Annotated in this window: 24 protein-coding genes and 1 pseudogene; 8 read left to right on the top strand and 17 right to left on the bottom strand. The window is 39.7% G+C overall.

All coding sequences use genetic code 11. From position 1 onward, the window contains the following. Window positions 1-155 precede the first annotated feature (155 nt). Window positions 156-917, bottom strand: coding sequence for a zinc-binding metallopeptidase (locus tag L4C39_RS16475; RefSeq protein ID WP_429746985.1), 762 nt, complete (start codon window positions 915-917; stop codon window positions 156-158). Between the two features lie 88 nt (window positions 918-1,005). Further along, window positions 1,006-2,511 carry an aldehyde dehydrogenase family protein gene (locus tag L4C39_RS16470; RefSeq protein WP_429746983.1) on the bottom strand — a complete coding sequence of 502 codons (1,506 nt, stop codon included), beginning with the start codon at window positions 2,509-2,511 and terminating at the stop codon, window positions 1,006-1,008. Between the two features lie 403 nt (window positions 2,512-2,914). Between L4C39_RS16470 and L4C39_RS16465 the strand changes: the two genes are divergently transcribed. Together L4C39_RS16465 and L4C39_RS16460 are read left to right on the top strand one after the other, a co-directional pair. Next, window positions 2,915-3,490 carry a nucleoside 2-deoxyribosyltransferase gene (locus L4C39_RS16465; RefSeq protein WP_017051761.1) on the top strand — a complete coding sequence of 192 codons (576 nt, stop codon included), beginning with the start codon at window positions 2,915-2,917 and terminating at the stop codon, window positions 3,488-3,490. 19 nt (window positions 3,491-3,509) lie between these two features. Then, window positions 3,510-3,791 carry a hypothetical protein gene (locus L4C39_RS16460; protein WP_371731224.1) on the top strand — a complete coding sequence of 94 codons (282 nt, stop codon included), beginning with the start codon at window positions 3,510-3,512 and terminating at the stop codon, window positions 3,789-3,791. 57 nt (window positions 3,792-3,848) lie between these two features. Here the strand turns inward: L4C39_RS16460 and L4C39_RS16455 are convergent, their stop codons facing one another. The 6 genes and pseudogenes from L4C39_RS16455 to L4C39_RS16430 form a co-directional block, all read right to left on the bottom strand. Then, the gene (locus L4C39_RS16455; RefSeq protein ID WP_017051763.1) at window positions 3,849-4,853 is read right to left on the bottom strand and encodes a GlxA family transcriptional regulator; all 1,005 of its coding nucleotides are present in this window, start codon (window positions 4,851-4,853) and stop codon (window positions 3,849-3,851) included. Between the two features lie 211 nt (window positions 4,854-5,064). Beyond that, window positions 5,065-5,547 carry a hypothetical protein gene (locus L4C39_RS16450; RefSeq protein WP_429746980.1) on the bottom strand — a complete coding sequence of 161 codons (483 nt, stop codon included), beginning with the start codon at window positions 5,545-5,547 and terminating at the stop codon, window positions 5,065-5,067. After that, window positions 5,531-6,310: a winged helix-turn-helix domain-containing protein gene (locus tag L4C39_RS16445; RefSeq protein ID WP_171757469.1), complete on the bottom strand. Its 780-nt coding sequence runs from the start codon at window positions 6,308-6,310 to the stop codon at window positions 5,531-5,533. The genes L4C39_RS16450 and L4C39_RS16445 overlap by 17 nt, the downstream gene beginning before the upstream one ends. A gap of 127 nt (window positions 6,311-6,437) precedes the next feature. Next, on the bottom strand, window positions 6,438-6,947 hold the full coding sequence (locus L4C39_RS16440; protein WP_171757468.1) for a hypothetical protein: 510 nt from the start codon (window positions 6,945-6,947) through the stop codon (window positions 6,438-6,440). Further along, complete coding sequence (locus L4C39_RS16435; RefSeq protein ID WP_371731258.1) at window positions 6,922-7,632, bottom strand: winged helix-turn-helix domain-containing protein; 711 nt, start codon at window positions 7,630-7,632, stop codon at window positions 6,922-6,924. Before L4C39_RS16435 ends, L4C39_RS16440 begins: the two co-directional genes overlap by 26 nt. 226 nt (window positions 7,633-7,858) lie before the next feature. Continuing rightward, a pseudogene (locus tag L4C39_RS16430) lies at window positions 7,859-8,083 on the bottom strand (hypothetical protein); the annotation flags it as partial. A 371-nt stretch (window positions 8,084-8,454) separates the two neighbouring features. On the opposite strand from L4C39_RS16430, the gene L4C39_RS16425 reads away from it, so the two are divergent. Further along, entirely contained in the window at window positions 8,455-9,000 is a 546-nt protein-coding gene (locus tag L4C39_RS16425) for a DUF726 domain-containing protein (protein ID WP_429746977.1), read from the top strand. Window positions 9,001-9,124: 124 nt separating this feature from the next. Here L4C39_RS16425 and L4C39_RS16420 read toward each other — a convergent pair whose 3' ends face one another. From L4C39_RS16420 to L4C39_RS16395, 6 genes are all read right to left on the bottom strand, one after another. After that, a complete protein-coding gene (locus L4C39_RS16420; RefSeq protein WP_017051770.1) occupies window positions 9,125-9,262 on the bottom strand; it encodes a hypothetical protein in 138 nt (45 codons plus the stop codon). 301 nt (window positions 9,263-9,563) lie between these two features. Next, window positions 9,564-12,599 (bottom strand): hypothetical protein, encoded by a 3,036-nt coding sequence (locus L4C39_RS16415; protein ID WP_429746975.1) that lies wholly within the window; start codon window positions 12,597-12,599, stop codon window positions 9,564-9,566. Then, window positions 12,565-14,823 (bottom strand): site-specific integrase, encoded by a 2,259-nt coding sequence (locus L4C39_RS16410; protein WP_429746973.1) that lies wholly within the window; start codon window positions 14,821-14,823, stop codon window positions 12,565-12,567. The genes L4C39_RS16415 and L4C39_RS16410 overlap by 35 nt, the downstream gene beginning before the upstream one ends. Next, window positions 14,813-15,388: a hypothetical protein gene (locus L4C39_RS16405; RefSeq protein ID WP_429746971.1), complete on the bottom strand. Its 576-nt coding sequence runs from the start codon at window positions 15,386-15,388 to the stop codon at window positions 14,813-14,815. Before L4C39_RS16405 ends, L4C39_RS16410 begins: the two co-directional genes overlap by 11 nt. A 725-nt stretch (window positions 15,389-16,113) precedes the next feature. Next, a complete protein-coding gene (locus L4C39_RS16400; RefSeq protein ID WP_429746969.1) occupies window positions 16,114-16,473 on the bottom strand; it encodes a DUF5329 family protein in 360 nt (119 codons plus the stop codon). A gap of 36 nt (window positions 16,474-16,509) precedes the next feature. Continuing rightward, window positions 16,510-17,085 carry a TetR/AcrR family transcriptional regulator gene (locus L4C39_RS16395; protein ID WP_429746967.1) on the bottom strand — a complete coding sequence of 192 codons (576 nt, stop codon included), beginning with the start codon at window positions 17,083-17,085 and terminating at the stop codon, window positions 16,510-16,512. Window positions 17,086-17,341: 256 nt separating this feature from the next. On the opposite strand from L4C39_RS16395, the gene L4C39_RS16390 reads away from it, so the two are divergent. The 5 genes from L4C39_RS16390 (at window position 17,342) to L4C39_RS16370 (ending at window position 22,110) form a co-directional block, all read left to right on the top strand. Continuing rightward, a complete protein-coding gene (locus L4C39_RS16390) occupies window positions 17,342-18,256 on the top strand; it encodes an SDR family NAD(P)-dependent oxidoreductase (RefSeq protein ID WP_429746965.1) in 915 nt (304 codons plus the stop codon). 74 nt (window positions 18,257-18,330) lie between these two features. Then, on the top strand, window positions 18,331-19,290 hold the full coding sequence (locus L4C39_RS16385; protein ID WP_429746963.1) for an MBL fold metallo-hydrolase: 960 nt from the start codon (window positions 18,331-18,333) through the stop codon (window positions 19,288-19,290). A gap of 163 nt (window positions 19,291-19,453) precedes the next feature. Beyond that, the gene (locus L4C39_RS16380; RefSeq protein ID WP_429746961.1) at window positions 19,454-20,671 is read left to right on the top strand and encodes a multidrug effflux MFS transporter; all 1,218 of its coding nucleotides are present in this window, start codon (window positions 19,454-19,456) and stop codon (window positions 20,669-20,671) included. Window positions 20,672-20,691: 20 nt separating this feature from the next. Then, window positions 20,692-21,879 carry an alpha/beta hydrolase gene (locus L4C39_RS16375; protein ID WP_429746959.1) on the top strand — a complete coding sequence of 396 codons (1,188 nt, stop codon included), beginning with the start codon at window positions 20,692-20,694 and terminating at the stop codon, window positions 21,877-21,879. Window positions 21,880-21,903: 24 nt separating this feature from the next. Then, window positions 21,904-22,110 (top strand): hypothetical protein, encoded by a 207-nt coding sequence (locus tag L4C39_RS16370; RefSeq protein WP_113795468.1) that lies wholly within the window; start codon window positions 21,904-21,906, stop codon window positions 22,108-22,110. Window positions 22,111-22,274: 164 nt separating this feature from the next. Here L4C39_RS16370 and L4C39_RS16365 read toward each other — a convergent pair whose 3' ends face one another. From L4C39_RS16365 to L4C39_RS16355, 3 genes are all read right to left on the bottom strand, one after another. Continuing rightward, entirely contained in the window at window positions 22,275-23,924 is a 1,650-nt protein-coding gene (locus L4C39_RS16365; protein WP_429746957.1) for an ABC transporter substrate-binding protein, read from the bottom strand. Between the two features lie 362 nt (window positions 23,925-24,286). After that, window positions 24,287-24,904: an OmpA family protein gene (locus L4C39_RS16360; RefSeq protein ID WP_171757461.1), complete on the bottom strand. Its 618-nt coding sequence runs from the start codon at window positions 24,902-24,904 to the stop codon at window positions 24,287-24,289. A 5-nt stretch (window positions 24,905-24,909) separates the two neighbouring features. Then, complete coding sequence (locus L4C39_RS16355) at window positions 24,910-26,217, bottom strand: TolC family outer membrane protein (protein WP_113795471.1); 1,308 nt, start codon at window positions 26,215-26,217, stop codon at window positions 24,910-24,912. Window positions 26,218-26,390: the final 173 nt, after the last annotated feature.

Raw genomic sequence — 26,390 nt, 5'->3', positions numbered from 1 at the left:
TGTCTAATTGTCTAATTGTCTAATTGTCTAATTGTCTAATTGTCTAATTGTCTAATTGTTTAAACCTTTTTAGTTTGTGCGATCTGAGCTCTTCACAAGCGAGAATTGGCACCGTTCTGGGAAGAATTTAGTTACGCAACTGTCGTGTGAAAAGGCTAAATTTTACCGCTCGACCTGATGTTTTTTCTCATTAGGCGCAGTTTTCGATAGTGATCAAAAAAGCGAATCTTTTTGTTTGCGATTGAACTTGGCGGTGGCAACTGTTCTGCTAGCACATATTCAGCAAAGCTTTCAGCAATATCTTCTGCTGGATTAGTTGCTGCGTACTCGGTGATAAATTCATTAATATGCATTTGGTGGCGTTTTAACGCATCAACCTCGCTGTTTGAAACGGGAAGATGAGGTTGCCAGAATTGAGAAACAAACTGGTTTAAATAGGAGTAGGGCGCAGTGCAGCCGTCGGGTAAAGCGTAGCTTGGGCAAGGTTCTTTTATTGTTGTATCGTAAGTGTCAGCTAGCGGGATCTGGTCGGCCCTTAAGGTTAGAAGGTGAGCGAACTCGTGGATCATTGTTCGGTCTAGATCGTATTCTGATACTGAACCTTTGATATCGAGTTGTACGACCCAGATACTTTTATCATCACTAATGGCGTGGATTGAGCCATCAATGCCATAATTGCCGTCTATTGGCTCAAATACTTGAATTTCTTCTCGGTATTGTGCCGGGATAACCTGTGTAAAACGTTGCCAAACTAAGCGACTTTTTTTTGGGACATTTTCTTCCAGAATCCTATCACCAACAACATCATATTGATTAATAGGAATCGGGTTTCCTTCATCATCAAGTCCCGAGTCAGTGTACGAGTAAGTTAACGAAGAAAAGGAAAAGAAGAGTATTAGCAGTAGACGCTTAAGCATATGGACTCCTGGTACTTATAATAATTGACCTGACAATGAGTCAGGCCGTAATTTTATTGCTGGCGATAAAGGCCTTGTTATTTATTCTTTAAAAGAAACCAAGTGGATTAACGCTGTAGCTTACCACCATGTTTTTCGTGTTTTGGTAATGATCTAGCATCATTTTATGTGTCTCACGACCAATACCAGATTTTTTATAGCCACCGAATGCCGCGTGTGCTGGGTACGCATGGTAGCAATTCACCCAAACACGACCGGCTTCGATGTCGCGAGCCATGTTATATGCTTTGTTGCTGTCGCGGGTCCAAACACCTGCGCCTAGGCCGTACTCGCTATCATTTGCAATTTGAAGTGCTTCTTCTGTGGTTTTGAAAGTAGTAACAGCAACAACAGGGCCAAAAATTTCTTCTTGGAAGATGCGCATATCATTGGTGCCTTTCAGCATCGTTGGTTCTACAAAGTAACCATTGTCTGCAGAGCTCTTACCACCGACAAGAAGTTCGGCACCTTCTTCAAGACCAAGGTCAATATAACCACGGATCTTATTAAATTGCTCTTCTGAAACTTGAGAGCCCACTTGCGTGTCGGTGTCTAATGGATTGCCTTGCTTAATCGTCTGCATACGCTCGAGCAATTTAGCCATGAAACGGTCGTAAATAGACTCTTGAATTAGCAAACGTGATGGACAAGTGCAAACTTCACCTTGGTTGAAGAAAGCAAGAAGAACGCCTTCAACGCACTTATCTACATAGCTATCCTCGTGGTCGAAAATATCTTCCATAAAGATGTTTGGTGACTTGCCGCCTAATTCAACTGTAGATGGTATTAAGCTTTCTGCTGCACATTTTAGGATGTGTTGGCCTACTTCTGTTGAGCCTGTGAATGCGATTTTTGCAATACGGTCATTAGTCGCTAGTGCTTGACCCGCTTCTGAACCCATGCCGTTTACTACATTAACAACTCCGGCCGGTAATAGATCTTCTAATAGTTCCATCAATACCAGAATAGAAGCGGGTGTCTGTTCTGCTGGTTTTAATACAACACAGCAGCCAGCAGCAAGCGCTGGAGCCAGTTTCCATGCCGCCATTAGTAGAGGGAAGTTCCAAGGAATAATTTGACCAACGACACCAACAGGTTCTGGGAAGTGGTAAGTTGCCGTTTGGTTATCTAGTTCGGCTGCAGTACCTTCTTGAGCTCGAATGCAGCCTGCAAAGTAGCGGAAATGATCAACAGTTAGTGGAATATCAGCCGCAAGCGTTTCTCGAACAGGTTTGCCGTTGTCCCAAGTTTCTGCGACAGCAAGCATTTCTGAGTTTGCTTCAATACGATCTGCGATTTTAAGTAGTAAATTAGAACGTTCTGTAACAGATGTTGTCGCCCAAGTTGCTTTTGCTGTATGCGCTGCGTTTACGGCTAGGTCAATATCTTCTTTTGTCGATGCTGGGATCTGACAAATAACTTCGTTATTTACCGGTGAGGTATTAGTAAAGTAATTTCCTAAGATAGGTTCAACCCACTTCCCATCAATGAAGTTTGCGTATTTTTCTTTAAAATTAACTACAGCATTTTCTGTGTTTGGTTGTGAATACAACATGTATATACCCTCGTATTTATATTTAATTAGTACGGTGCTAATTATCCTTAATTTTCCCATGGGTTAAATATAAATCCTGTTTAATATTGTGAGGTGAATGTCATATTTGTTATTTTAAAACAGTGGGTTATACGGTTGTTGATGTTGTTTTTGTCTGATTTGGCGTGTCATTACATCCTATTTATAGGGTTGGTATATCTGTAGGAATATATTTATTTCTGACGATAAAATTAGATATTAGTGGCAAATAAGACGACTTTACTAAGTAAATATGACAATGTGATAGGTTTTTTAAGTTATGTCATTGATATATATAGGTTGCGCTTGTTGTTATTTAACGAGTTGAATATTGATAACTGTCACAAATAAAACATAATTGCTTCACTTTATTTAAGGAGATATTATGAAAAAAATATATCTAGCTGGTCCAGAGGTTTTTCTTACTGATTCGATTGAAATAGGCAGAAAGAAAAAAGAGTTGTGTGAAAAATACGGCTTTATAGGTTTATATCCTCTCGATAATGAAATTGATATGAATGGCATATCAAAAGAGTCTATCGGGTTAGAAATATCGAGTGCAAATGAAGCTCTCATTCTATCCGCTGATGCCGTTATTGCTAATTTAACCCCATTTAGAGGAGCAAGTGCTGATGTTGGAACTGTGTATGAAGTCGGAATGGCAAAAGGTTTATGCAAAGTGATACTTGGTTACACTCATGATGAGCGACAATTCTTGCAAAGAAATATCGAAAAGCTAAATAAAGTTAGTGTATCGAGTGGCGAATATAGAGATCAAAACAATATGGCAATTGAAGATTTTGATCTGGTTGACAATTTAATGATCGATGGAGGTGTTACTTATCCAATAATACAAAGTCGTGTACTGAACGAAGATGAAAAGTATCGCTCATTAGTATCATTTGAAGAGTGCTTATTGCAACTTCATCGCCATTACTACCCTCTAGCCAAAGCAATTTGAAATAATTAAGGGAAAAGAAATGATTTTATTCACAGAAGATATGCTAACCATAATGCTACCAACAGCTAAAAAATATCACACCCTTGTCCCAGTCGCATTGGTTAGTGAAAGGGTCGAGTATCGTATTGTGGCAATAAATAGCTCGTTTATGGATTTCGAATCTAATGGCTCTTTAGTGAGTGTCGAAGTTGGTGGTGAACTTCTACTTGAAAATAATACTTCATTGAAATACACCATAAAAAATGGAATTGCTAAATTAACCGAGTTAGCAAGAGCAGAACTTCTGGCCAACTCATTGTAACAATTTAACGTATTTTAACAGATTTAGTTTATTTAACGTTTGTTGGCTTATATAAGTTTAAGAAATACAGCAGCTATCCTCGTAATATTGTATTGATTTTCTATATTGAGTTGGTGTCATATTATGATACTTCTTAAAAAGTAAACGAAAATGGTTGGTATCACTGTATCCAATTTGATAGCAAATATGCTCTATAGAATGTTTGGTTTTATTTAGTTTCTCGCGTGCCAAAGCTATTCGGATCCTTTGTATATAATTAATTGGGGCCTCTCCGGTTGCTAGCTTAAAGCGTCGTGTCATTTGTCGTTCACTCAAAAAGCATTGTGTTGCGCATTTAACAACATTTAACTGAGTAGAATTCTGGCTGTGCATCCAATCTTGTAGTTCATGAATCAGTTGATCATTATGCTGACGAAATTCAACAAAATAAGAATGAGATACTTGCTGCTCTTCTGTCACTTCTCCTTTTAAAAACTGATCACATTTTTCTTTATGGCTTGAACCAAAAATGCGGTCTAGAACTAGCATAATAGCTTGATAGTACTCGCCAACACTGGAAGTACAGATCAAGTTGTCTTCACAAGTCATTTTGATATGCGGTAGTAATTTTACCTTCGGGTAGTGTTCTCGGAATAAATGGCTGTGTACCCAATGCGTAGTTGCTGTTTTATGATTGAGCAAGTTCAACTGAGCGAGAAGAAAAGCTCCGGTACATAATGAAACAACATACGAAGTCTCTTTAATTAACTTCTTGAGCCAATTCCCCATGTCAGCCTCAATCAAGAGTGGTAGTTTTTCAGGTTCGCCGCAAGATCCGATCAAAAGGATATCGGTATGAGAGACTTCATTCCATTCACGGTTTGGCGACAAATTAATTCCACCTAGCGCTTGAACGTCGCTACCTGAAGTTGAAACGTAGTTTATTTTAGGTGTTGGAATTCCCGCTAAAGTGCTTGCTACGGTTAACATTTCTATTGGGCCAGAGATAGATGTCGTTGGCATTCCATCAAAGAGTAGGGCAGTTATTTGAAGCGGTTTAGGGTTAGTACACGTGAAATGCATGGTACGTGCTTCCTTATGTAATGTAGCGAATATTCCCTTATACTATGTCTCATTGGGGAGGGAAGCTAATGAACTTATGTGATAATTACCTTTTGTGTTGAAAGTGTTAATCTAAAGGTGTTTGGGTTTAAGTTGCTGATTTTATGATAATTATATATCTTAATTTTTCGTTATAACTAAATATGTTGGGACTTATAGAGTAATTACTCTATTATTGATCGGCTGTGACGCATTGAATGCTGCCCGTGAGTAGGCTTGAGTAACAAAAATTATTAGTATCTTGATAGATGGTTTGAAAGTACTGCTCTGCCGTTTCTAAAATAAGGTGTGCTTGAGTGGTATCTGGTTCAACGCTCGTTTTGTAGTCCTCGCTGTATACAGTGTTACTGGTTGAAAATAGGCTAGAAGTCCAAAAATATACTGAAGAGGAAACGTTTAAACTTCCAGAGTCATCTTTGGTACCATATGTCGTACTCAGTTGGTGTATACCGCTCCATTTATGATCAAGAGTGTGAAATTCTCGATACTTTTCGGTCCCCGATTCGCTATAAGTGACGCCATGGCCAAACAGCAAGGTGTTACTTTTTCCTTCAAGAAATGGTGGGTGGAAAATATTATTTAAATATACAAGTAGTAATATCAAGCTAGCGAGCAATGTAGCTAATAAAGTGTTTAATTTATTGGCACTGTTCACGAATTGCCTCTTTGATTTGTTGAGTTGTATATTGGTTGGAGAAACTCAAGTTAGCGGAGCTGATTTCACTATACTTTGCAGTTTCATAGATACAAGATACGTATATCTGTTCTGGATTTTTAGACAGGAAAATTTTGCCTATATTATTTTGATATTCGTCTGAAATGGTTTCAAAAAGCTTAGTGCCACTTGGGCTAGATTCGTAATAATAGTTAATACCAGCCACTTCAACATTTAGCCATTCTTTTGTCCTTACACTCAGGGAATGAAGATAGATTGAGACCAGCCAATAGGAGATTGAAATAATTCCGATTGATAAGAAAAAAGCAAGTGAGTACTGGATTAGTTTATTTGGATATGACCTGTTTACAGGTGTCAACGAGGACTTTTGTGCTAGTTGTTTACTCTTTTTCTTATGCTCACTACTGGGCTTTGTTTCGCTCGTAGTTGAATACTGCTGTGAGAATTTAATCCTACCAGCTGCAAGCATATAGCCTTGTTTTGGGATGGTTTTGATATAACGCTGCTCTTTACCGTTGTCACCAAGAGCCAAACGTATTTGTGCAATTGATTGGGTAATACTAGAGGCAGAGACAATTCGATTTCCCCATACTTCTTGTAAAAGGGTTTGTTTAGAAACTACGTTTCCTTGATTGACAAGCAACAGCTGTAGAATTTTGCTTTCAGTGGATTTGAGCTTCTTGCTTTTTTCTTGGCTCGGATGTGATAGTTGTCTTCGAGCGGTTGGGTCAAATACCCACATGTATTTATCCTTTAATGTTCTCATTCGAGATAAGTCGGGTACGAGGAATTAACACCTAATTATGGTGTAATCATAACAGTATTACAAAGTAAAAAATTGAGCTGAATTGTACTAGCAAGGCACGATGCTATTTTTTGCTTCGATCTTGGCTATTTATATCAACGCACTGAATGGCCTGGTTAGATAATTGAACGTAGCAGTATTGCCTAGTATCGCTTGGTATTACTTGAAAGTCTTCGTCCCCGCCATCAAATAGAATATGTTGTTCTGGTCTATCAAAAAACTTAGTCTGTTTTGCATCCACAAGTTGATTAATAAATTTTATTGAATATTCGTCGAAGGGCCAGAATGTCATTAGAAATTGCGTTTTTAGCGATTCACCATTGTCAAAACGAATATGAGCAAGTAGTTCATATCGATTAAGCCAAAATGGTACTAATCTATACTCAATTTCTCTATAGCGGTAATCTTGTTTATCTTCACCATAAGTAAGGATGACTTTATTAATGACAGTATCCGGTTTCCTGACAAAACTAGGTGTAAGGTAGATAGCGAGGAAGAACTGTATCAGTAACGTAATAACAAGCAACATGCTCGAAATTGTTAGGATTTTATTGACACTTTTCCAATACTTCATTGTCAATATCCTCGTTAATGCGATTTATATCAATAGAAAAATTATAACTTCTTTGTTGGTTATTATTTGGGATTTTTTTGTAGCAAGCAATGTAAAGTCGACTCTGATTGGACGTTATGTAAAAATTAACGTTGTTTATATGATTGTCTTGGGCGATGGCCTCGACCAACAGCCTACTTGCTCGATCATTTTTCTTAACTTGGAAGCTGTTACTCTTTATGGTAAATGATTCTAACCTTACAGTTTTAGTACTGTTAGAAGGTACAAACAAAAAATAGAAAAATATGATATTTAGGAGGAATAGAGAAGTAGAGCAGATTACGGCTGACCAATTTATTGAAGATGATATCATCACATTGTGCATATCTATGGCCTCATCTGTTACAAATTTAACATTGTTTGGCATTAAGGCATAACCTAATTTAGGTATGGTTCTTATGATAATTTGTTCTCGAGCGCAGTCACTTAATGAGAGCCTTAACTTCTTTATTGCTTGCGTGATACTGGCTTCGGAAACAATTTTGTTTGGCCAAATGTATGCAAAGATTTCAGTTTTGGTCACAATCTTATTCTGATGAATAAGTAATAGGGTAAGCAGTTTACTTTCGGTATTGTCGAGCCTGCAATATTCATTGGTATGCAGGTTGTGTAATTGTATATCTGCTTTAAAATCAAATACCCACATTCTTATCCCTAGGATTATTTTATTATCAATGGCAATAGATTAATACTATTGATAATAGTATCTTTCAGGTGCATTTATTGCAACTATAACGCCGCTTCTAAAGCTGTCTAGCACAATACATTTCCGTTTCTGAATTTCCGAAAAGTGGTTCCTATTTTAGACTGGTGAGATCGATTGCTTATGTTGAGCTGTATTGGTAAATCTCGTGTGTCACAAGCATCATATCTAGAGTTGCTTTTGTAATCTTCAGGTAAGTCAAAACAAATGGATTAAGGCTGGATCGGTCATTAAATGAGGTGAGAAACCAGAGTTCACATTGCAGTTCATCCCAAGCTTGTTGGTTTTCCGTTTCATTATAAAATGGTTCGGTGAGTATGGCTTTGACTTGTTTTTGTAGGGTGGTAGTGACTGGGAGGGTAGATAGTTGTTGAAGATTGGTTATTTTGAGCATGATTAACTCCATAATTATCAGTATCATAGTGTTGATATGTGTTTAATTTAGTTACAAATTCGGTAGGATGCCCAGAGAAAAGGGGTTCCATGTTTAGAGTGGAGATAAATTAATTGGAAATAAAACTCGTTAGGGACGGTGTAGACCCGACTATAGTAGTTATAAATGGCTTTTTAAATGAATCAACAAAAGATGTTAACGACTGGCTTAGTGTTGTTGATGAATTATACCCTGAAAATAAAGTAGTTCACTTTACTTAGCCTAGTAGCAGCGTAAAAAGAATTTTGACAAAAGTTCTAGGTAAATCATTTATAACGGTCCTTATGAAAAAATGAGTCACACTTCCTGCTGATGCTGTAAAATAATTTGCAGTGGAGTGGAAAAGGTCCTTAAAAAAGACTAGAGAGGATGGTGAATGGCTTGCAAATTACATTAACCATGGTGATGGGAAATATGTTTTCATGGGGCATTCACTCGGAGCTAGGGTCTCATACCATGCTCTTTCCGGGATCACTCGAAATGAAAGCGTACACTCAGCTTTATTGTTTGGTGGAGCCATATCAAAATCAGAAAGCCGGAGTAAAATATTAGAGGTCCATCCCGATACACTTATCACTAACTGCTACTCAGAAAATGACCTTGTTTTACGATATCTGTATCGAATGGGAACATTATTCAATAATACACCAATAGGTTTGGAAGCCATCGAACCAAAAGGAAAGAGTTTAATCTACAATATAGATCTTTCTAATATCGTTGACGGTCATACTGATTATAAGGTAGAAGATGTGGGTATATGGGTAGCTTCAATGGTCAAAATTACAAAAAATGAAGGAGGAGGCTTTTCGGCCTTATCAACGGAACAAGCTGGTTGGTTTCGTCGAACCATTTGGAGAGTTTCAAACGTGTTCTCTTAACTCCCCACCAAAAACCAATACCTAATCCTAAGTCGCTGGGTCGATCACTCTAGACTGGCCCTGTAATCGCTCTCGAGCCCTTGCTCTACCTTGTAGTGAATAACTTGTTTCGACCTGACAAGCACTATCGAATTTTCTGTGAACGATCATTTGTATCGTGGGATAGGGTGAGTTGTATCCAAAGTTCAGGGCAAAGCGTTGTGAGTTGCGTTTCGACGCCAAATTCAGAAAGGTTGGCAATACCGATTTGAGCAGCACCCATACTAGTGGGCCGTTCGGCTCGAAATGATTGGATAACGATATCATTGGTCGCTTACTCAAACACTGTGGGTGAATTGTTGGAGCAGTATCCGCCGAGTTCAATTTTTTAGACCAGTTTTGAAAAGTTTGATAACTAATCGACTATTCGGTGAAATACGGCTTTATAGATAATGAGCTATGTTTCAGTTATTTCAAGAACTTGAAGCCAGAGGTTACGTTTTTCTTCTTGATTCATAGTGCCTTCGTAAAAAGGCACTATGACAAAGAGATATTGCTATTGGTATGTGTGGTTTAATCACCGTTTACATTTTTGTGACCATCACAAAAGTAAAGAACATTAAATAAGTCAGTAGATGAGATGAGTACTTACTAAGATGTTTTTTGTCTAAGATGTTTTTTTCATTTGGGCTAATTAACTCTAGCCTGACTGAGCCATGGCCAGATCTTCCCGTGGTTTTACCCTCCTCCTCAGTGATCACCTTTAACCCTTTGCAAGCGAGCATCCACTCCTCTTTCAAAGAACTTGATGCCATGTAATAGGTGACAACACGCCAATGGCTATTTGGGATCGCAAATTTAAACGCTTCTAAGAAGCGCAGTAGCTTATCTGGGTGGTTAAAATACACCCCAGAATGACTGACGGAGCAGTGATGTAAACAATATTTCATCTGTTCAATAAATTGCTCACGGTGAGCTCGATAATGCGGCCTTAGTTTTATATTGAACTTTTGAGCATACTCCTTTTCTTTTTGTGTTTTTAAGCGGCCAGGGGCGAGCGAGTGTTGACGATTTTTACTGAATATTCGACTTTGATTACTATTGGCGTTGGCTGAACTGACTCGTAATGATTTGATGTATTGAGCATTAGTGAACCACTGTTCAATGATCTCGGAGTTTAGCCGATACTCGAACGCCATGTTATCAATAGAGTGGCCGCAAGCAATGGCATCTAACACTTGGTAACATAATTCGATCGATAATGTATCTTGAGGTTTCGGAATTAAGCTCGTTGTGGATGCGTTAATATGTATTGCGCTATTAGACACTAACGCTTTCACATTCAGTTTCTTAAATAATGGCTTTAATCCATGGGCTAATATGACTTTTTGTTGATGTTTTTTATGCATCATCCAATATCGGTCATGTGTAAACACACCACTCTTAATTGCATCACTTGAATCAATAGGTTTAAGGTATTCCGTCTTTTGGGGGGCCGCGAGTAAATCACTGAGATGAAAATAATGGGCAAATGTGACGGTAGGATCTTCGTGTCCTGCGAATGCAGCAATTTCCCAATACCCCTTTAATGACGAATTTTTAAATAGCAAAGTACGAATATCATCGTGTTGCTTCTTATCGTATGGATAAAAATGAGGTAAAACTTCACTTGGTGATGGGAGTTCGAGCATGACTTGTAAGCGACTCAAACATGAATGTCTCAGGTGGTAGAAAACAAAGTGCTCTAAGCCAGAGGCGACTCTGAGAAAGCTCCCGACATAATTGGAAACGGCTGACTTATCAAATGGCTTCGTGGTGTTTTCGCCAATAGTCAGAAATGGAGATGCTCGATTTTTGGTGGTACTGCGTTTATGTTGTAGATAGGAATCAAAGATGGCTTTTTCATCATTCAGTAAAAGAGGCAATATAGGTAGTCTACGTAAGCTACTTGCAGTTTTGTTGTCCCCAAACGCATTGGGGCGAATGTCGATCCATACCTCATCGCAATGGCTGATATTTCTCATTTGTATTTTATACAGCTCATTCATTCTCAATCCACAACGATACGATAAAATACAGATAGACTGCAGTGCCAGTTTATCAAGAGTATTGATATCGGTGAGCGAATGAATGTGCTCCAATAATGCTCGAAATAGCACTTCATCAATAATACCTGCTCTGGTGTGTTCTTGAGTGGCATCATGATGGAAGAATTCATCGCCAAGTGTCGGTAATGTCAAATAAGAACACGCGAAGCTATGCAGATCTTTTAAACGTGCTGAAAAGTTTTTTCTTGATTTCTCACTTTTACGGCGATCGATTTGTTGCTGGTAAACCTCTTCTAGTTCAACTGGCGTGAGGTCATGAGTGAGCGTATGTTCAGTGTTCATGTACACCCAATCTTTAAGTAATGTATTCTTGTAGCTATTGATGGTCGATGGTTGGCAACTTAAAAGCTTGAATTGTAGCCAGCCAATGAAACAAGACTGCCAGTTCTCAAGCGGATAAATCTCGGTGATAGAGCGTAATGCTGTAGACAATTCGGTTGGGCTGAGCTTTTGACCCGACGTTATCTTAAACGGTGCTCTCATCATTGAATAAAAACTGGCGAGATTGGCATTACTTATTAAGTTGATTGTTCTTTCATGCGGTGTGGCTCGGGGCTGCTCTATCTGAAGGTGAAAATCACCGAATGATGTCGCTTTTGGCATACTGACTTGTGGTTGAATGATTTGTTGCAGATTATTGGATGGCAATGAATACGATGAGGTACGACCCGTTCGAAATTCAATTAATGCTTGGCTTACATGTGGGTTCCTATTCCTCTCATACCAACTGGCTGCGCAACTGCAAAAAGCACGGAACTTAGATGGTAGGCTATCTGACGAAGAAAAGTTATCGTTCAATCGTTTGTAAATGAGGTCAGATCGTACCGGTGCTTTCCATTGATTTTTCGACGTTTTATTCCACAGATGCAATTGTGCGAGGGTGTGTATTGATAAGTAACACTGATATTCTGTGACCCTGTCACCATTGATGTCGGTGTTTGTATTGATGCTATTACTCTCTAATATCAGTGGTAGACAGGTATAACAACTGAAGCGAGAGAGAAGCAACGGCTCACTTTGAGCAATTTTTTTGTTGAATGCCTTGATCACATCAATGTTAAACTGACCAGATTCAAATATGAGTGATAACAGTAGGCTTTTATACCTTAGATTTGGATCAGACGTATCCGTGCTTAGATTTTGACGCCACACCTCGTAGGAGTCGTAGATGTCCCATGAGTAACTCAACCATTGGCTGTCTCGTGTCTGTTTTGGTTCTCTATTGGTAACGATGGTCGTCGGTGGAAAATAAGGTCTATTAAATTGTTTCTGACAATGACGCAGTAAATGTTCACCGCGTTTAAAGGCTTGCCGAAAATCTTTTTGTTGACCAAAGGTATTGAGTAATGACGCCTCAAACTTTTCCCAGACCTCAATGAATATTTCATCTGAATTTATCGTGCATGGTGCGAAAAAGGCTTGATGAAAAAGTTCATCCGCTTTTAGTTTTACCTTTTCAATATGTTTGATACGTCTTCTATGTCGACGCTCTTCTTCTGCCTGTTTGTCCATTGCTTTTCCCTAAAAGTGTCGTTAAATGCAATTGTAAACATTCTGAAATAGCGATCAGTTCGCTTCTTTTAAATTGGCTAAATTGACCGAATGGCCGTTGATTCGCGTATTTATGCCCTAACCACGCGGCGATGAGTTCATCTGATATCCCTTGTGAATACAGATAAGATCTTAAGTAATGCCGAGTCCAATTGGGCTGTAAAGGAAAAATCATGTCGATTTGTTCCGCATACGAAGAAGGAGTACACATGTCAATTTTGTTTTTGCGAATATAAAAACAAAAAGCAGATTTACCTTGTCTTGCCTCGCGATAGCGAAGGCTTAAAGTGGGAGAACTGACGTTGTAATGTAACTCAGCTCTTTCACAATATTGAAGATAAGCACGAATTCTGTTTATGGCGATTGGCGGCAGTATTACGACCCGTCCTCCATAAACTGAACCTCGCTCTTTATCTGCAATACGATACTCACCTGTCGTGAGATGAATATCGTTTAAAGTGCCGAACCAATCATTGACTGGGCGGTACCCAGAGCTGAGCCCCAAAATCATCTGTAGCTCAAGTACAAGCATATTATGGTAGGGTTCGGAAAAATAACCTTTAGGCTCTTGAGTAGTTTGCCTAAAGTAAGTGTTGAATTGTTGAAACATCCATTGGAGTCTTTTTTTGTCAATATAGAAAGGAGAGCCAAGAAATCCATTATTACGGATTTCATAACGGTCGAGCAAATAATCAGATTGGCTTAACATGTTTAAATGTTGACAATATTGAGTGTAGGAATCTAGAAGCTCATTTTGGCTGATTTTTGTATAATACCGAGCGGATTCATTTTGAGGATCGTTACCAGTGATTAATTCAATGATACAAATATCCGTATTTTCGGCGATGAGGGTTTGTTTCATATATTGAGAAATCGATGATACGTTTAATGATAATTGGTGCTTTGCCTTTATRTCGGATAATAAGCACTTAATGTCATTATCGTTGATTGAATTAAAGTTAAAATTTTTAAGACTGCTTATCAAGTTGAGGGGGAGTGGGAGGCAATACTCTGACTGAAAATCTTTAAGGAGAAAGGTTAAGTCATTATCAAGCTTTTTAATTGACGGTAATTTAAATTCTCTTTTTATACCAATAATGTGATCAGTTTCCGGTGATTTTGCCGCTTTCCATTGTTTTATTTCACTGAACGAGTTACCAGTAAATAGCATCAACAGCAACGTTGTGGCGACTTCAGACTTGGTGTTATTGTATCGAATTAGCTCTATACACTCTTTAAGAAGACACCCAATATCAAATTGCAAAACATGGCTAATGTGGCACGTTAGTACCATGCTATTTTTTATGATACTAGAGTTGATGGCGTGTGCACGCATTCCATTTAGGTGTTGGTCATAACGGACGAAATGTTTTGATGACACTAATGAAAGAGAGCGCTCAGGCTGAATGTTATCTTCAGAATACCAACTATCGTTACTTTTGCTCTGTGTTGAAATTTCGGTGATCTGAGCGGTGAATATGTCCTGCTCATCATCAAATAGCTGTTTTTTAGATTTTGACAATTCATGACTATTTTTAAACTCTCTTGTACCAACATTTCGATGTATCCCTTGTCTGCCTTCGTAGCTAGAGCGGATTGGATTTCGATAATAAGTGAGTCGGTTGTGCTGCTGCTTATCAATACCGTCATTGTTTTGAATGAGTTCATTAAAGTATTCAATCAATGATGAAAAATCGTACCGTGTTAATTCGGGAAGGAGTGGGATGAGTTTCTTGCGTCGTCCTTGAGCGTACTGCCTAATTTCGTTGCACAGATTTTCAATTTGGCCAGGATGATCCCCATGAATATATAGCTGAGTAATGATCACTAGCGCGAGTGCTTTATAGTGATCAAATTTTAAAGCATTGTACGAAGATAACGTTAAAGATGATGTAATGAAAGAAGCGATCTCTTGTTTACTAATGAGCCTTCTGTCATGGAGTATTTTATTGATCGAGGATAGAGAAACCGTGTTTCGTTTTTTCTGATGGTATTGCGCTTGCTTTACAAGCCATAACGTTTCATCAAACTCATCTAGAAATGCGATAGGCAGAAGGGCGTATAAGCGTAATATTTCGTCAGCGATAGCGCTTTTCTTATCATCAGAGCCGTAGAAGATATCATCGATGAATGCCGCTCTTTTTTCATCGTTTGTCTTATCATTGAGTTGTGGATTATTCGTCATTAAAAACCTCCCTCATCTTGGAAAAAATAGCGGGTTTTGTTCGAATCGAAGTGGGCTCTTTTTTTGTTCTTTTTTTCTGCTTCTTTAATCCGGATACGCTTAAGTTTGTGATTCGAGAGAGTGTTTTTTGAGTAATATGATCGCTACGAAATATCGAGTGTATGAGAGGATGGGGTGCACGTAAGTTTAATGCTTCGCGTATCGGTTCAAGGTTTTGTGCTCCGATAGAAGAAAGAATGATTCTAAGTACGCAGCCCCAAGAAAATTCCGATATTTGTTCAAAGCTGAGATCTGTTTCAATAAGAACTAAAGCATCTTTTAAGCAGAAATGTTCAATTGAGAATCCTATGTGTTCGAAGCCTGAAACTATGCCTATCTGGTCATCTGAAAGATAAGTTGCACGGTAGACTTGAGTCTTTGCTAGAGATTCTATTGATGCCGCTTTAAGCTGAGTTTTATCAAATATCAATTGTAGAGAGTGGTAAAACTCATACGCTTCACGAGAAGCTGGATGTATGTCTACAGATAAGTTTTTCTTTTTTCTTTCGGATAAAAATACAGGCATTTCCAAATCCATCTTTTAAAAAAAGGTACCGTAAGTAGCTTTTTACTAGCTTTGTTTTGAGGCTACTTCGTTATAAGATGACATTAAATGGTTATTGTTGTAAATAGAAAGTTGTGATATAAGTGGTTGATTAAAAGTAAGTATCTATAATTCCTATGTTTTTATTATATTTCTTTCAGGTGGGTGTCACTCTTCCAAGCTGATGATGCGGGTTCGATTCCCGCTGCACGCTCCAATTGCTCCCTTCTGTTTTACAATCAAAAAAACCTTTAAAAAGAAACGCTTATCTGCGTGTTTTTGTGTGTCTGACGTATTGCTTTTCCGATTTTTCTACATCAAATAATCTCTGGGGACCAAAAAGGGACCGCCTAGGGACCAAGGGGTAGATATTTCTGCTTAGCCTTGTTTTAGTAAAATTTGGTGGGTGATTTAAACAGGCAGGTGAAAGATTTCATTTCATGTGCCAGTACTCTAAAACGTCTGAAAAGTAAATTAAGCTTATCCTTAATGGTCATTCTCGGAATAAAGCATTTATTCAACCCATGCTTATTTGTGAAGAAGGTTTGGTTGCACCAGAGCGGTTTGAGCATCTTTCGGAAGAATTCAAAAAAAGACATAACATCTTTGTTGGAAACACGAGCATACAAGTAATTTAAGGGTGGCTCCTAAAGCTTGCCAATTTTACTCAGGTTTGGAACTAGTTAGTAAGTGAGCAAGCTAAAATGTTAACGAGACCGAAAATCATCAAGTTCGGATTTTAACCAAGCCTCACTGCTAACCGATGCTTTACCTTTACAGTGAACTTGGTAATGACGCCCACTTAACATGCTTTTTGTTGCTGAGTACATGATAAAATCTTCAGCAGACTTAATATCGTCGGCGTAATAATCGGCTTTCTTTTTTATATGTGCGGCCGCTTCTGGTCCGTTGTGCATTGTGCCATTTCGTTCATATTTACACTGCGTTGATTCAACAAAAGCGAGCAGGTGAGCAATCTCTTGTTGAGGGGAGGCCAATGCATAATTCAGCGAAAGCAATTGGCTGGTGATTAACCCGCATAGAAACAGTGTTCGCTTCACGGTCATCCCTCTCATCAAATTAATTATCAAAAATACCAGAGATCAGAGTTTATAAATGGCTTTCTCTAACAAAGAAAAAAGCTGTGAAAATTCTTGTTCAACGGTGTCACTCTTCCATTCTGATGAATGAAGTGGGTGATGGTAGCGCACGGTACCAAAAAAGAAGCAGCGCGCAGCAATAGCACAATCCTCAATCTCAAAGACACCTTCTGTAACGCCATCATTCAAAATCGACTCAACTTGCTGCAACAGATGGTTGATGTGTTTTGATTTTACGTGCTCTGGTGTTTGTTGTGCCAATGATGAATACGACTCAAACAACTCAGGCTCGCCAATAAAAATGCTTCTCTTAATGGCCGTTAACGCCTCAAACCACTCTCGAAGCCTTAGTGATGCGCTTTCCGGTCTATTTGTGATCTCAGTTAATGGTGCGGTGACACGATCCAGCCATCTTAATGTTATGGCTTCATGCAGTTCTGCTTTAGTCGCAAAGTGTCGGTAAACCGTGCCGTGACTCACATCAAGGGCGCGAGCTACGTCAACAACGGTCGTTTTTCTCGGACCGAACTTACGTAAAACGATTTCCGATGCATCTAATATTTTTTCTTTAGTAAGCATTATTCACTACCAATAAATTGTGTCTAAACCCTTATTTAAGGCTTTGAAAATAAGAACTTTCGATAACGACAGTATTAGTCTGATGCTATCGATTACCGCCTACTCAGTCAAACGAGGTCGTCGTTTAATACAAAAGTATTGCCGTTTTGCACAAAAGTTATTGTGCTCTTAAATCAAATTGGTGCGTTGACAATATAACAAATGACATTTATTGTAAATTGTCATTTGTTATTGTTGGGCCATCAGGAGCATCACTATGTCGCTAAGTTTGATTGCAAGTCCTCCCCCGAAGGGGAGGCATCGCCGAGTGTTATCGGGCATTATTGGACAGAAAAGAAAACATCATGCTTGCTCTGAGTTACCAAGGCTTGATGGGAAAAGGGTACTTGTAACGGGCGGAACCGCTGGCATTGGCGAGTTCATCACTCGTTCTTTACTTGCTCAAGGTGCTAGGATGACGTCGTTGGCGAGAGGTTTATCCAATGCGACGGATGACATTCTTCATGCCGAATCAATCTATATGGATCTTGCTGATCCCAAGAGTATTGTCGTTGCAGTAGAACAACTGGGGGAGACGCCATTCGACATTGTTATTTGTAATGCTGGGCTGGTGTCTAAAAAGGCTGAAATCTCACCTTCCGGCTACGAAAAAACATTTTCAGTCAATGTGTTAGGTCATCACATTCTTTATCGACTCCTTATGCAGAAAAACATGTTGGTTGACGATGCTCGTCTGGTAATGACTAGTGGCGATATTTACATTATGGAAAATGAGTGTGCGGCTGATATTCCTTTTGATGGCACATCCAGTACTTATTCACGAAGCAAGCTGGGAAATTTGTGGCAAGTGCGGGAGTTATCAGAGCGTTACCCCAATATTCATCCAATCGCGGTTCATCCCGGAGTGGTTGCCAGTGGTTTTGCTGGAAGTAAAAAAGGCTTTTTCGCATGGCTTCGTACTAAGCAATTTGTGTCGGAAGAGCAAGGGGCCCATTCCTCTCTGATTGGTGCGACACAAGATCTTCCTAGAGGAAGTTATTGGCACAATGTGTTTGGGTTGGTTGACTTACCGGAGGGGGATCCTGGTTGTGATGCGTCTGGTTCTAGGAAGTTGTGGGACCAACTTGAATCGATTGCAGCGCCTTACCTGCAAGCATGCGACATTGAGTAATCGGGAGAATCGAAATGAAGTGCCTTTGGGTAGTGAGTCTCATCCTTTTAATTACCGCCTGTACAGAGAGCAAGATGGATACCAGAAAAGCATCACCTAATTTCAAAAACGGTCAGTTTGAAAATAATACTGATATCAAAACACTGACGTTTTGGCAGATTGTCTGGGCTGGCTTAACTTCTGACGTTGAACAAGCGAATTGGCCTGACGCTGTTGAAACGAATGAGGATAAAGCGCCTGCTGCTAGTGAACTAGGAGATAACGTTCGTATTACGTTGGTAAATCACGCGACCTTTTTAATTCAAACCCAAGGGGTGAATGTACTGACCGATCCTGTGTTTTCAGAAAGATCGAGCCCGGTTTCTTTTGCTGGTCCCAAAAGGGCGCACCAACCGGGGATCGCGCTAGCCAACTTACCACCAATTGATGTAATGGTGATAAGTCATGATCATTATGACCATTTAGATTTGGACTCTTTGGCGTTCCTCATTAAGCGAGATAACCCGAAAATCTATGTGGGACTTGGAGTGGCAAAACGTCTCCCTTCTAGCGTTAACACCACCGAACTAGATTGGGGAGAGAGTGTTCAGGTTAATGACATCTTTAAGCTTTGGTTTTTAGAAGTTCAACATAACTCGGGTCGAACTCCCTTCGATAGAAATTCAACGCTATGGGGCGGTTTTTTAATGCATATCGGCGACCAAAAAATCTATTTTGGAGGCGATAGCGGTTATGCCAATCACTACAAATACGCTTATGAGAAGTTTGGACCTGTCGATATTGCCTTCATTCCTATTGGCGCGTATGCACCAAGAGAAATTTTCAAGCCGGTGCACCTTGATCCTTTTGAAGCAGTGCAAGCTCATCAAGATCTTAACTCAAAACAGTCGATTGGTATGCACTATGGGACGTTTCAAATGACGGCGGAGTCTCGTCTGGAACCTGTTGAGTTACTTGACGTTGCAAAGAAGGAAGCTCAAGTACCAGATTCTGAGTTTATTACGCTTGAAGTGGGTCAACCGACTAGTTTTTAGATTCTCAGCTCTTTTTAACCACAGGCTCCTTTTTAGTTTCAAATCAATTTTTATCTCAGACAGCTTTAAGTGCTAAATGCAGTGTTTGAGTCCTCAAAGACATGGATGTTTTGATATTTCATAATGCTGACCTGCTGTGTCAGGTCGGTTACTTGGTGATGTAATGAAAAACAAACAACCCATACTCGGCAATACGGGTACTTTGATCTTTTTGGTGATGATCAGCGCGTTTCCTCCTTTAACAACCGACCTTTATTTACCCGCTCTTCCTAATATGGTGGCAGCGTTAGACACGACTCAGTCAATGGTTAATTTTACGCTGAGCAGCTACTTCGTTGTCTATGCATTCGGGTTGTTATTTTGGGGACCTCTCAGTGAGAAGTTTGGTCGTAAGCCAATTTTGTTGATCGGGGCTAGTATTTACGTTGTTGCCAGTTTCTTATGTGCCAACTCAGGTAGCATAGAACAATTGATTGGTTTCCGAATTGTTCAAGCGTTTGGTGGTAGTGCTGTTACGGTTGTCGCTGTGGCTATTATCAAAGATCTTTACGATGGTAGAGAACGAGAGAAGGTAATGGCAACCATTATGTCGCTGGTGGTTATTGCGCCTATGGTTGCGCTAGTTATAGGGGCGTTATTGCTTAAGGTTGCCACTTGGCAGATGATTTTTGTTGTGCTTGGTATCTTTGGTCTTCTATCGATTGTGCTTTCACTCTGCCTAACAGAAACGTTGGCATCTCGTTATAGCGGATCTGTAGTGAGATCTTGGGGACGCCTGGGTGTCGTACTCAAGAATCCACGGTTTCTGTTGTTATTGGCAGTGTTTTCTCTCACTCCAATGTCGATGATGGCGTTTGTCGCTGCTGGTCCTTACATCTATGTGGAGCACTTTAATTTTAGCGAGCAAGAGTTTAGTTATATCTTCGCGATAAATGCTCTATTTGCCTCATTTGGACCTCGGGCTTACATCAAAATCACTCAATACTGGTCTGCAAGCCGTATTATTTCTTTCTGCTTTATGCTTCTGATTTTGTGTGGCGTACTTACTTTTAGTCTTGGAGAAACTTCGGCTTTTTTGTTCGCCCCATTGATCGGATTAGCCACGCTAGCTACCATTACAACGCGAGTACCGGGTACTAATTTCATGCTTGAACAACAAGACAAGGACACAGGTTCTGCCGTTGCAATCATTCAATTTACGTCAATGATTTGTGGAGCAATGGGCATGATGTTGGTTTCTGTCGAGTCTGGCTCTTTAATTAAAAGCCTTGGTGTGATCCAATTGTCGATAGGTGTGACCAGCGGCTTATTGTGGCTGGTATGGTCTCGGATCCCCAGTAATAAGCAGAACAACTCATCAACATCTTCCATTTCAAACTAAGTACAAAAGGTCGCTATTTTATGAAATTTAGGTTTAAGCCTCTTATTTTTATTGTGTGTGGTTTATTGCTTGTTGGATGCATTAGCAGCGAGCAGGAATATGATCATCCACTCTATGACATGTCCACTAGCGCATTTCCAGTGCAACAGTTTGACTCGTTTCTAGAGTATCAACAAACCGTTCAAACTTGGCTTGAAGAGAATCGTGTGTTTTTGCAAGACGATCATACAGCTGAGCTTTCTTATAATACCCCTTTTGAAATCTCACCAAACCAAGCGAAAACACTGAAAAAAGGCATCATTTTTGTGCATGGTCTAGGCGACTCTCCTTGGTCTTTTGTCGATGTTGCCCAAGAGTTCGCCGATGAAGGTTACTTAGTGCGCAGTGTGCTGCTTCCGGGGCATGGTAGTCGTCCCGCCGATTTGGTGCCGATTAGTATATCTGATTGGGAAAATACAGTTAAAAATCAAGTCGAGATTATGCAAGAAGAGGGATTTGAGGTCTCTTTAGCCGGGTTCTCTACTGGTGCGAATTTAGTGACGGATTATGCAAATAGCAATTCAAGCATAGAGGCTCTGTATCTGTTTTCTCCGGCCTTTAAATCTGACAGTGATATAGATTTCCTTGCGCCTGCTGGCGCTCTATTTGTTGATTGGGTGTTCCAAGGCGACCCGCAAAATCACAACAATCAAATGAAATACAATAGCGTACCTTTGAATGGCTTTGCGCAGTATTACTGGACTAGCTACGAGGTTCAAAAATCCCTCGAAAGAAAGGCATTCGACAGACCTGCATTTTTAGCGGTCACTCAAGATGACAGTGTCGTTAATGTTGTTGAAGTCCTTAAACTGTTTGAAACACAGTTTACCAACGCAAACAGCCGATTTATTTGGTTTGGGGATAAGCCGGATACGCTAGATAAACGCGTTGTTCATTTCGACAGTCGTGTGCCGTCAAAACGTATCAGTAACTTCTCTCACATGAGCTTGTTGTACCGTGAAGACAATTTCTATTATGGCGCTAATGGTGAATTCCAAATGTGCCGTAACAGTACCGAACCTCTTGATTATGAAGCTTGTTTAAATAGTGATGAACCGTGGTATTCCGCTTGGGGATACAAAGAAGAAGGGAAGGTTCATGCGAGGCTGACCTACAACCCATATTTTGACGAAATGTTGGATTACGCCAAATCTATCACAGCTCTATAAAGTCGATATTAGAAGGACACCAAAATGTATCAAACACCGAACCCTGCATTGTCGCTGGGGCTGATATCGTTGCTATCGCTGTTGTTTGCTGGTCCAGTAAGCGCAGATTGGAAGGAAACGGGCTCACACTTAAAGTTGGTTGACCTGTTAGACAGGCAAGACGGCTATTGTATTGATGTTGCTAACAAAGCGTTATCTCAATGGCAAATGGTTAAACCAACGATTCGTTAGTTGATGCAAGATTATTGACCATATTCGGAAAATTGCTTTTTCCGTTTATAGTGAGCAGTCGATCAAAATGGTGACAGATAAACTTCGTCGTTCTGTCTGTTTTTTTAGAGTGTGGTGATATCTCAAGAAAACAGAAATATGACTTTTCATCAGTGGTTTGCCTATCAGGGGGTTATCCTTAGCTTATAGAAATCACTGTATCCAGACTTACGTATTTGTATACCAGATACTCCTTTTTGACAGGTAACTTGTTCTTGGCCCCAAAATAGCGGCAAGATGCTCGCGTTATGCCTTAATGTGGCGAGTACTTCTATTAAGCGTTCCTTAGGTCTGCCTTGAGCAATCGCGTCGTGTACCGCGTCGACGTGGTGATCAAACTCATCTGTGTCAAAGATGAAACGAATACCTGTCCCTGTAAGCAACCACTCGTATGCACCGTATTGTAATGGTGGCTCAATAAGGTCTTCAACAAGTAGCAAATCCGCTTGTTCTTTTACGAGTTGGGGTTTACTAGCATCAGATAATTCTACTAGCTCTACTCTTAGGCCAGTTTGACCAATCAAAGCGATAAGCCACTCACTCATTCTCTCTAGGTATTTGATAGTCCATTTTGGATGTGTCAAGACAATAGTGCCTGTAAGCTTTGGTATATCGCTCACTGATTCTGATGCTCCAATTAGATCCATTACATCCAAGTCACTATGCGCTGCGAATTCAAATCGACGACTCTCCAGAAACTTAAACAAGCTTTGCCACGTTTGATCGCTAATTGAACAGCTGGGGCGGCGGTTATGTGCCAAATAAGAAAAAGCTTGGATCGTGTAGCTTTCATTATCATCGGTGTCTTGGTTATAACAGAGATGCTTATCGAGCTCCTCTCCTTGGTGGGAGAGGGTGATTTGGTCCAACAGTGCTTTTTTAGCGAAGTAATGATGGTGTTTTTTCATCACTATCTTATCTTCTTCCCAGTATTCTAGCTTAAATGGGCCTGTCCCGATTGCCACACTTCTCTGATTACTAAAAGCTTTGTGACGTCTTGATACGATAGATGCGTTAGCAGTAGCGAGGCAGAATATGAATAATGGATTCTCCTGAATAAGCTCGATACAGATAGCTTGTCTTGTGTCATCAAAGCTGACTTTTACGACTTGTTGAAACAATCTTTTTACAGGGCCGTCTGTTGCTACCAACTGCTCTAGCGCAATGATGACGTCTTGAGCTTCTAGCATAAGGCCATCATGGCTTCGGATATCCGGGCGAAGCCAAATATAGATAAATTTCCCGTCAGTTTGGTAGTCACAGGCTAAGTGGGGGCTTAATTGACTATTAGAATCAATAGTGAACAGGGTATCATAAATACTTCGTATGACTTGGAGCTCTGAAAAGCGATACGTTACAGATGGGTTAAGTTCATTAACCCAAGGATATTGGCTTATGATAAGAGAATTTGCGTCTTGATTTTCTTGTGCGGCTTCCGTCATTGCTTGGCTAAGTGCACTTGCTGCAACCGCTTTATACGTCTCTAGGTATTTGGGAATAGCATCGAAGTTACCGCTACTAATTTCATGGTGGATAGTTCGATACAGGGCTTGATGCATAGAGATCATTACTTTGAGAGTACTGGCTTTACCGCGACCTCGGCCTGGTATCCATTTTATCCAACCACAGTTATCTAGCATCTTGAGGATGTTGGAAGTATTACGTCTAGAAGTGGCAAAGACGGCTTCCAAATCATCTAAGCTAACTTGATGCAACTGAGAGTGATTGTAATGATTTAGTAGCTGACTCAATCTACGAAGACATGTTTCGGTCATTTTGCTATGCCACGGTTTGTTTAAAAGATAAAGAGGGGATACTTAGATTTAAAACCTAATATAAGGAATAGCCTTAAAGTTGGCTTAGAATAGCCATGCTATATTCACTTAAAAAGTATCATTTCTGTTTTAGATAAATATATTACTACTATTTTCTTAAAACGGCTTATGTTTTTACTTAATTTATTAAGATAATTATGTTCTCTTAGTTATAARTATATTAGTTATTAGTTATTAGTTTCTGATTTTTTATCTAAAAAGTTATWGGTGAGTAAAGTTTATTCAGATTTGATTTTTATCGCTGAATACGAAGGAGAGAAATGCCCCTAGTAACTAGTGAAAATTAACTAGGGGCTGGGGTGTTAGTCTACTTTTGGAAAAGTAGTAAATATAGTCCATTCATCTTTGACCATACCTTTATGCCCAATAACGGTAGCTGTTACTCGACGGTTTAAAGCGTGGCTTACATCATCCGTGCCTAATTTGACTAAATGAGTATCACCAAAGCCTACAATAGTTAGCCTTTTCTCTGAAATGTTCTGTTTAATTAATAGATTACGTACGTTGCTTGCTCGGCGACGTGATAAATCAAGGTTATAGGTAGTGCTTCCAACCTTACTTGCATAACCTTGTATCTCGATAGAAGCCGTAGGGTACTTCTTAAGAAATGTGGCCAATTCAGTAATCTTTTGTTGGAATGCTGAGTTAATGCTATCTGAATCATTAGCAAACAAGATCTTAAGTTGATACTGTTCTTCTTTGTTTAGGTAGGTTTCGCAGCCATCATTATCTACTTCGGCACCAAGCGGGGTATTTGAACACAGATCGCGAGCATTGATAACGCCATCATTGTCCAAGTCTTGCAGGTCAGCGACCTGAACGGCTTCTGGAGTAGGAATGTAATCGAACTGATCCGTTGCAAATGCGCTATTTAGGCTCATTGTAGTTAAAGCTAGAAATTTTAAGGTATTGGTTTTCATCGTGTTTAGTACTCTACTGGCTGAGTCCATTCTTGAGGGATATCGACGCGCAATGCATCAAGTAATTTTCCTGTAGAAGTTAGAGTTCGGTATTTAGCGTATTGTTGAGCGAACTGAGTTTCGAGATAACTTTTTCGTGATTCAAATAACTCATTTTCAGTATTGAGCAAATCAAGCAAGGTACGTTTACCGATGCGGTATTGTTTTTGGTAAGCAATAACAGTGTCCGACATGAAGTCAACATGCTGACTTAGGAAGGTTTTTTGCTTACCAGTCAGTTCTAGAGCACTCCACGATAGGCCTAGTTCTTGTTCAACACTTCGGTAGGCACGCTCACGTAGATCTTTCGCTTTGTTGAGTTGGTAGGCCATACTGTCAGCGTTTGCAGAATCTCTGCCACCATTGTAGAGGTTGTAACGGAGACGAAGCATCGCCGTGGTTTCAGAGCTGCTACCTTCAATACCTCCTGCATCATCACGCCAACTTTGTGCTGCTTCAACAGAAACCACTGGGAAGTAGTTAGCGTCTGTTTGCTGGTATTGGAATCTTGCAGAATCAACATCAGCTAATGCTATTTTGATAACTGGATGGTTTTCAAAAGCTTGATTTTTAGCCTCATCTAAGCTGCTTGAGATAAAGTTTTGGTCCGCGCGTGGAAAGATCAGATCCTGAGGTTTTTCGCCCACTAATCGAATAAATGCGGTTTGCGCATCTTTGTAGTTGTTTTGTGCCGCTAGTAAATTGCTGTGAGCCTTTGCTAGACGCCCTTCAACTTGAGTCAGGTCAGCAATTGAGCCAATTCCCGATTGTGTACGTTTTTTGATATCAGTATAAATACGTTCGTGCGTATTTAGGTTGTTTTCAGAAAGTGTAATAAATTCCTGTGCCTCAATTACGTCCAGATACGCTTTAGCAACTTGTAGAGCAGCATTTTGAGCATCAGCCAGCAATTGATAACGCACCGATTCTGCGTCTGCTGATGTACGATCTATATCGTATAGAGTTTTTGAACCATCCCAAATCAGTTGGTTAAATGTAATTGAGGCGTCTTTACGGGTCATGTCTGTTCTATCTGCAGAGTTCGCAGAGTCTATACCTTCATAACCGATACTAGCGTCTAAATCGATAGTTGGTTTATACGCGCCACTTGATTGATCAATGATGTAGCGTTTGCTCATATATTCATTGAACGCACTCTTAATCTCTGGGTTGGTTGCAAATGTAACTGCTACAGCCTGCTCTAATGTCTGTGCACTTGAGTGAAGGGGTATTAACAAACCAAAACACACAAGACTAATACTACTAAGCTTCAAAGGAAATCTCCCCAAATAATTCGCAACGCTAATTATTTTTAATTTATGTCTCAATATTGAAACTGTAAGAACTGAATATATTAAAGAAATGTTTGTATAAGATCTGGCTTTGTAAATTAAACCATCATCTCTCAAAAAATGTAATTGTCGGAACAAAGTCCTAAAAATAAGCC

The sequence above is a fragment of the Vibrio clamense genome (genome assembly GCF_050337905.1).
GTDB classification, from domain to species: Bacteria; Pseudomonadota; Gammaproteobacteria; order Enterobacterales; family Vibrionaceae; genus Vibrio; species Vibrio cortegadensis.
The sequence above is the reverse complement of the archived record's forward strand: the minus strand, read 5'-3'. Positions and strand labels throughout refer to the sequence as shown.

Coding starts and splice junctions, on each gene's coding strand:
- L4C39_RS16475 (WP_429746985.1), bottom strand. CDS start 917: ATGCTTAAGCGTCTACTGCTAATACTCTTCTTTTCCTTTTCTTCGTTA.
- L4C39_RS16470 (WP_429746983.1), bottom strand. CDS start 2,511: ATGTTGTATTCACAACCAAACACAGAAAATGCTGTAGTTAATTTTAAA.
- L4C39_RS16465 (WP_017051761.1), top strand. CDS start 2,915: ATGAAAAAAATATATCTAGCTGGTCCAGAGGTTTTTCTTACTGATTCG.
- L4C39_RS16460 (WP_371731224.1), top strand. CDS start 3,510: ATGATTTTATTCACAGAAGATATGCTAACCATAATGCTACCAACAGCT.
- L4C39_RS16455 (WP_017051763.1), bottom strand. CDS start 4,853: ATGCATTTCACGTGTACTAACCCTAAACCGCTTCAAATAACTGCCCTA.
- L4C39_RS16445 (WP_171757469.1), bottom strand. CDS start 6,310: ATGTGGGTATTTGACCCAACCGCTCGAAGACAACTATCACATCCGAGC.
- L4C39_RS16440 (WP_171757468.1), bottom strand. CDS start 6,947: ATGAAGTATTGGAAAAGTGTCAATAAAATCCTAACAATTTCGAGCATG.
- L4C39_RS16435 (WP_371731258.1), bottom strand. CDS start 7,632: ATGTGGGTATTTGATTTTAAAGCAGATATACAATTACACAACCTGCAT.
- L4C39_RS16420 (WP_017051770.1), bottom strand. CDS start 9,262: ATGGGTGCTGCTCAAATCGGTATTGCCAACCTTTCTGAATTTGGCGTC.
- L4C39_RS16415 (WP_429746975.1), bottom strand. CDS start 12,599: ATGGACAAACAGGCAGAAGAAGAGCGTCGACATAGAAGACGTATCAAA.
- L4C39_RS16405 (WP_429746971.1), bottom strand. CDS start 15,388: ATGCCTGTATTTTTATCCGAAAGAAAAAAGAAAAACTTATCTGTAGAC.
- L4C39_RS16400 (WP_429746969.1), bottom strand. CDS start 16,473: ATGACCGTGAAGCGAACACTGTTTCTATGCGGGTTAATCACCAGCCAA.
- L4C39_RS16395 (WP_429746967.1), bottom strand. CDS start 17,085: ATGCTTACTAAAGAAAAAATATTAGATGCATCGGAAATCGTTTTACGT.
- L4C39_RS16390 (WP_429746965.1), top strand. CDS start 17,342: ATGTCGCTAAGTTTGATTGCAAGTCCTCCCCCGAAGGGGAGGCATCGC.
- L4C39_RS16385 (WP_429746963.1), top strand. CDS start 18,331: ATGGATACCAGAAAAGCATCACCTAATTTCAAAAACGGTCAGTTTGAA.
- L4C39_RS16380 (WP_429746961.1), top strand. CDS start 19,454: ATGAAAAACAAACAACCCATACTCGGCAATACGGGTACTTTGATCTTT.
- L4C39_RS16375 (WP_429746959.1), top strand. CDS start 20,692: ATGAAATTTAGGTTTAAGCCTCTTATTTTTATTGTGTGTGGTTTATTG.
- L4C39_RS16370 (WP_113795468.1), top strand. CDS start 21,904: ATGTATCAAACACCGAACCCTGCATTGTCGCTGGGGCTGATATCGTTG.
- L4C39_RS16365 (WP_429746957.1), bottom strand. CDS start 23,924: ATGACCGAAACATGTCTTCGTAGATTGAGTCAGCTACTAAATCATTAC.
- L4C39_RS16360 (WP_171757461.1), bottom strand. CDS start 24,904: ATGAAAACCAATACCTTAAAATTTCTAGCTTTAACTACAATGAGCCTA.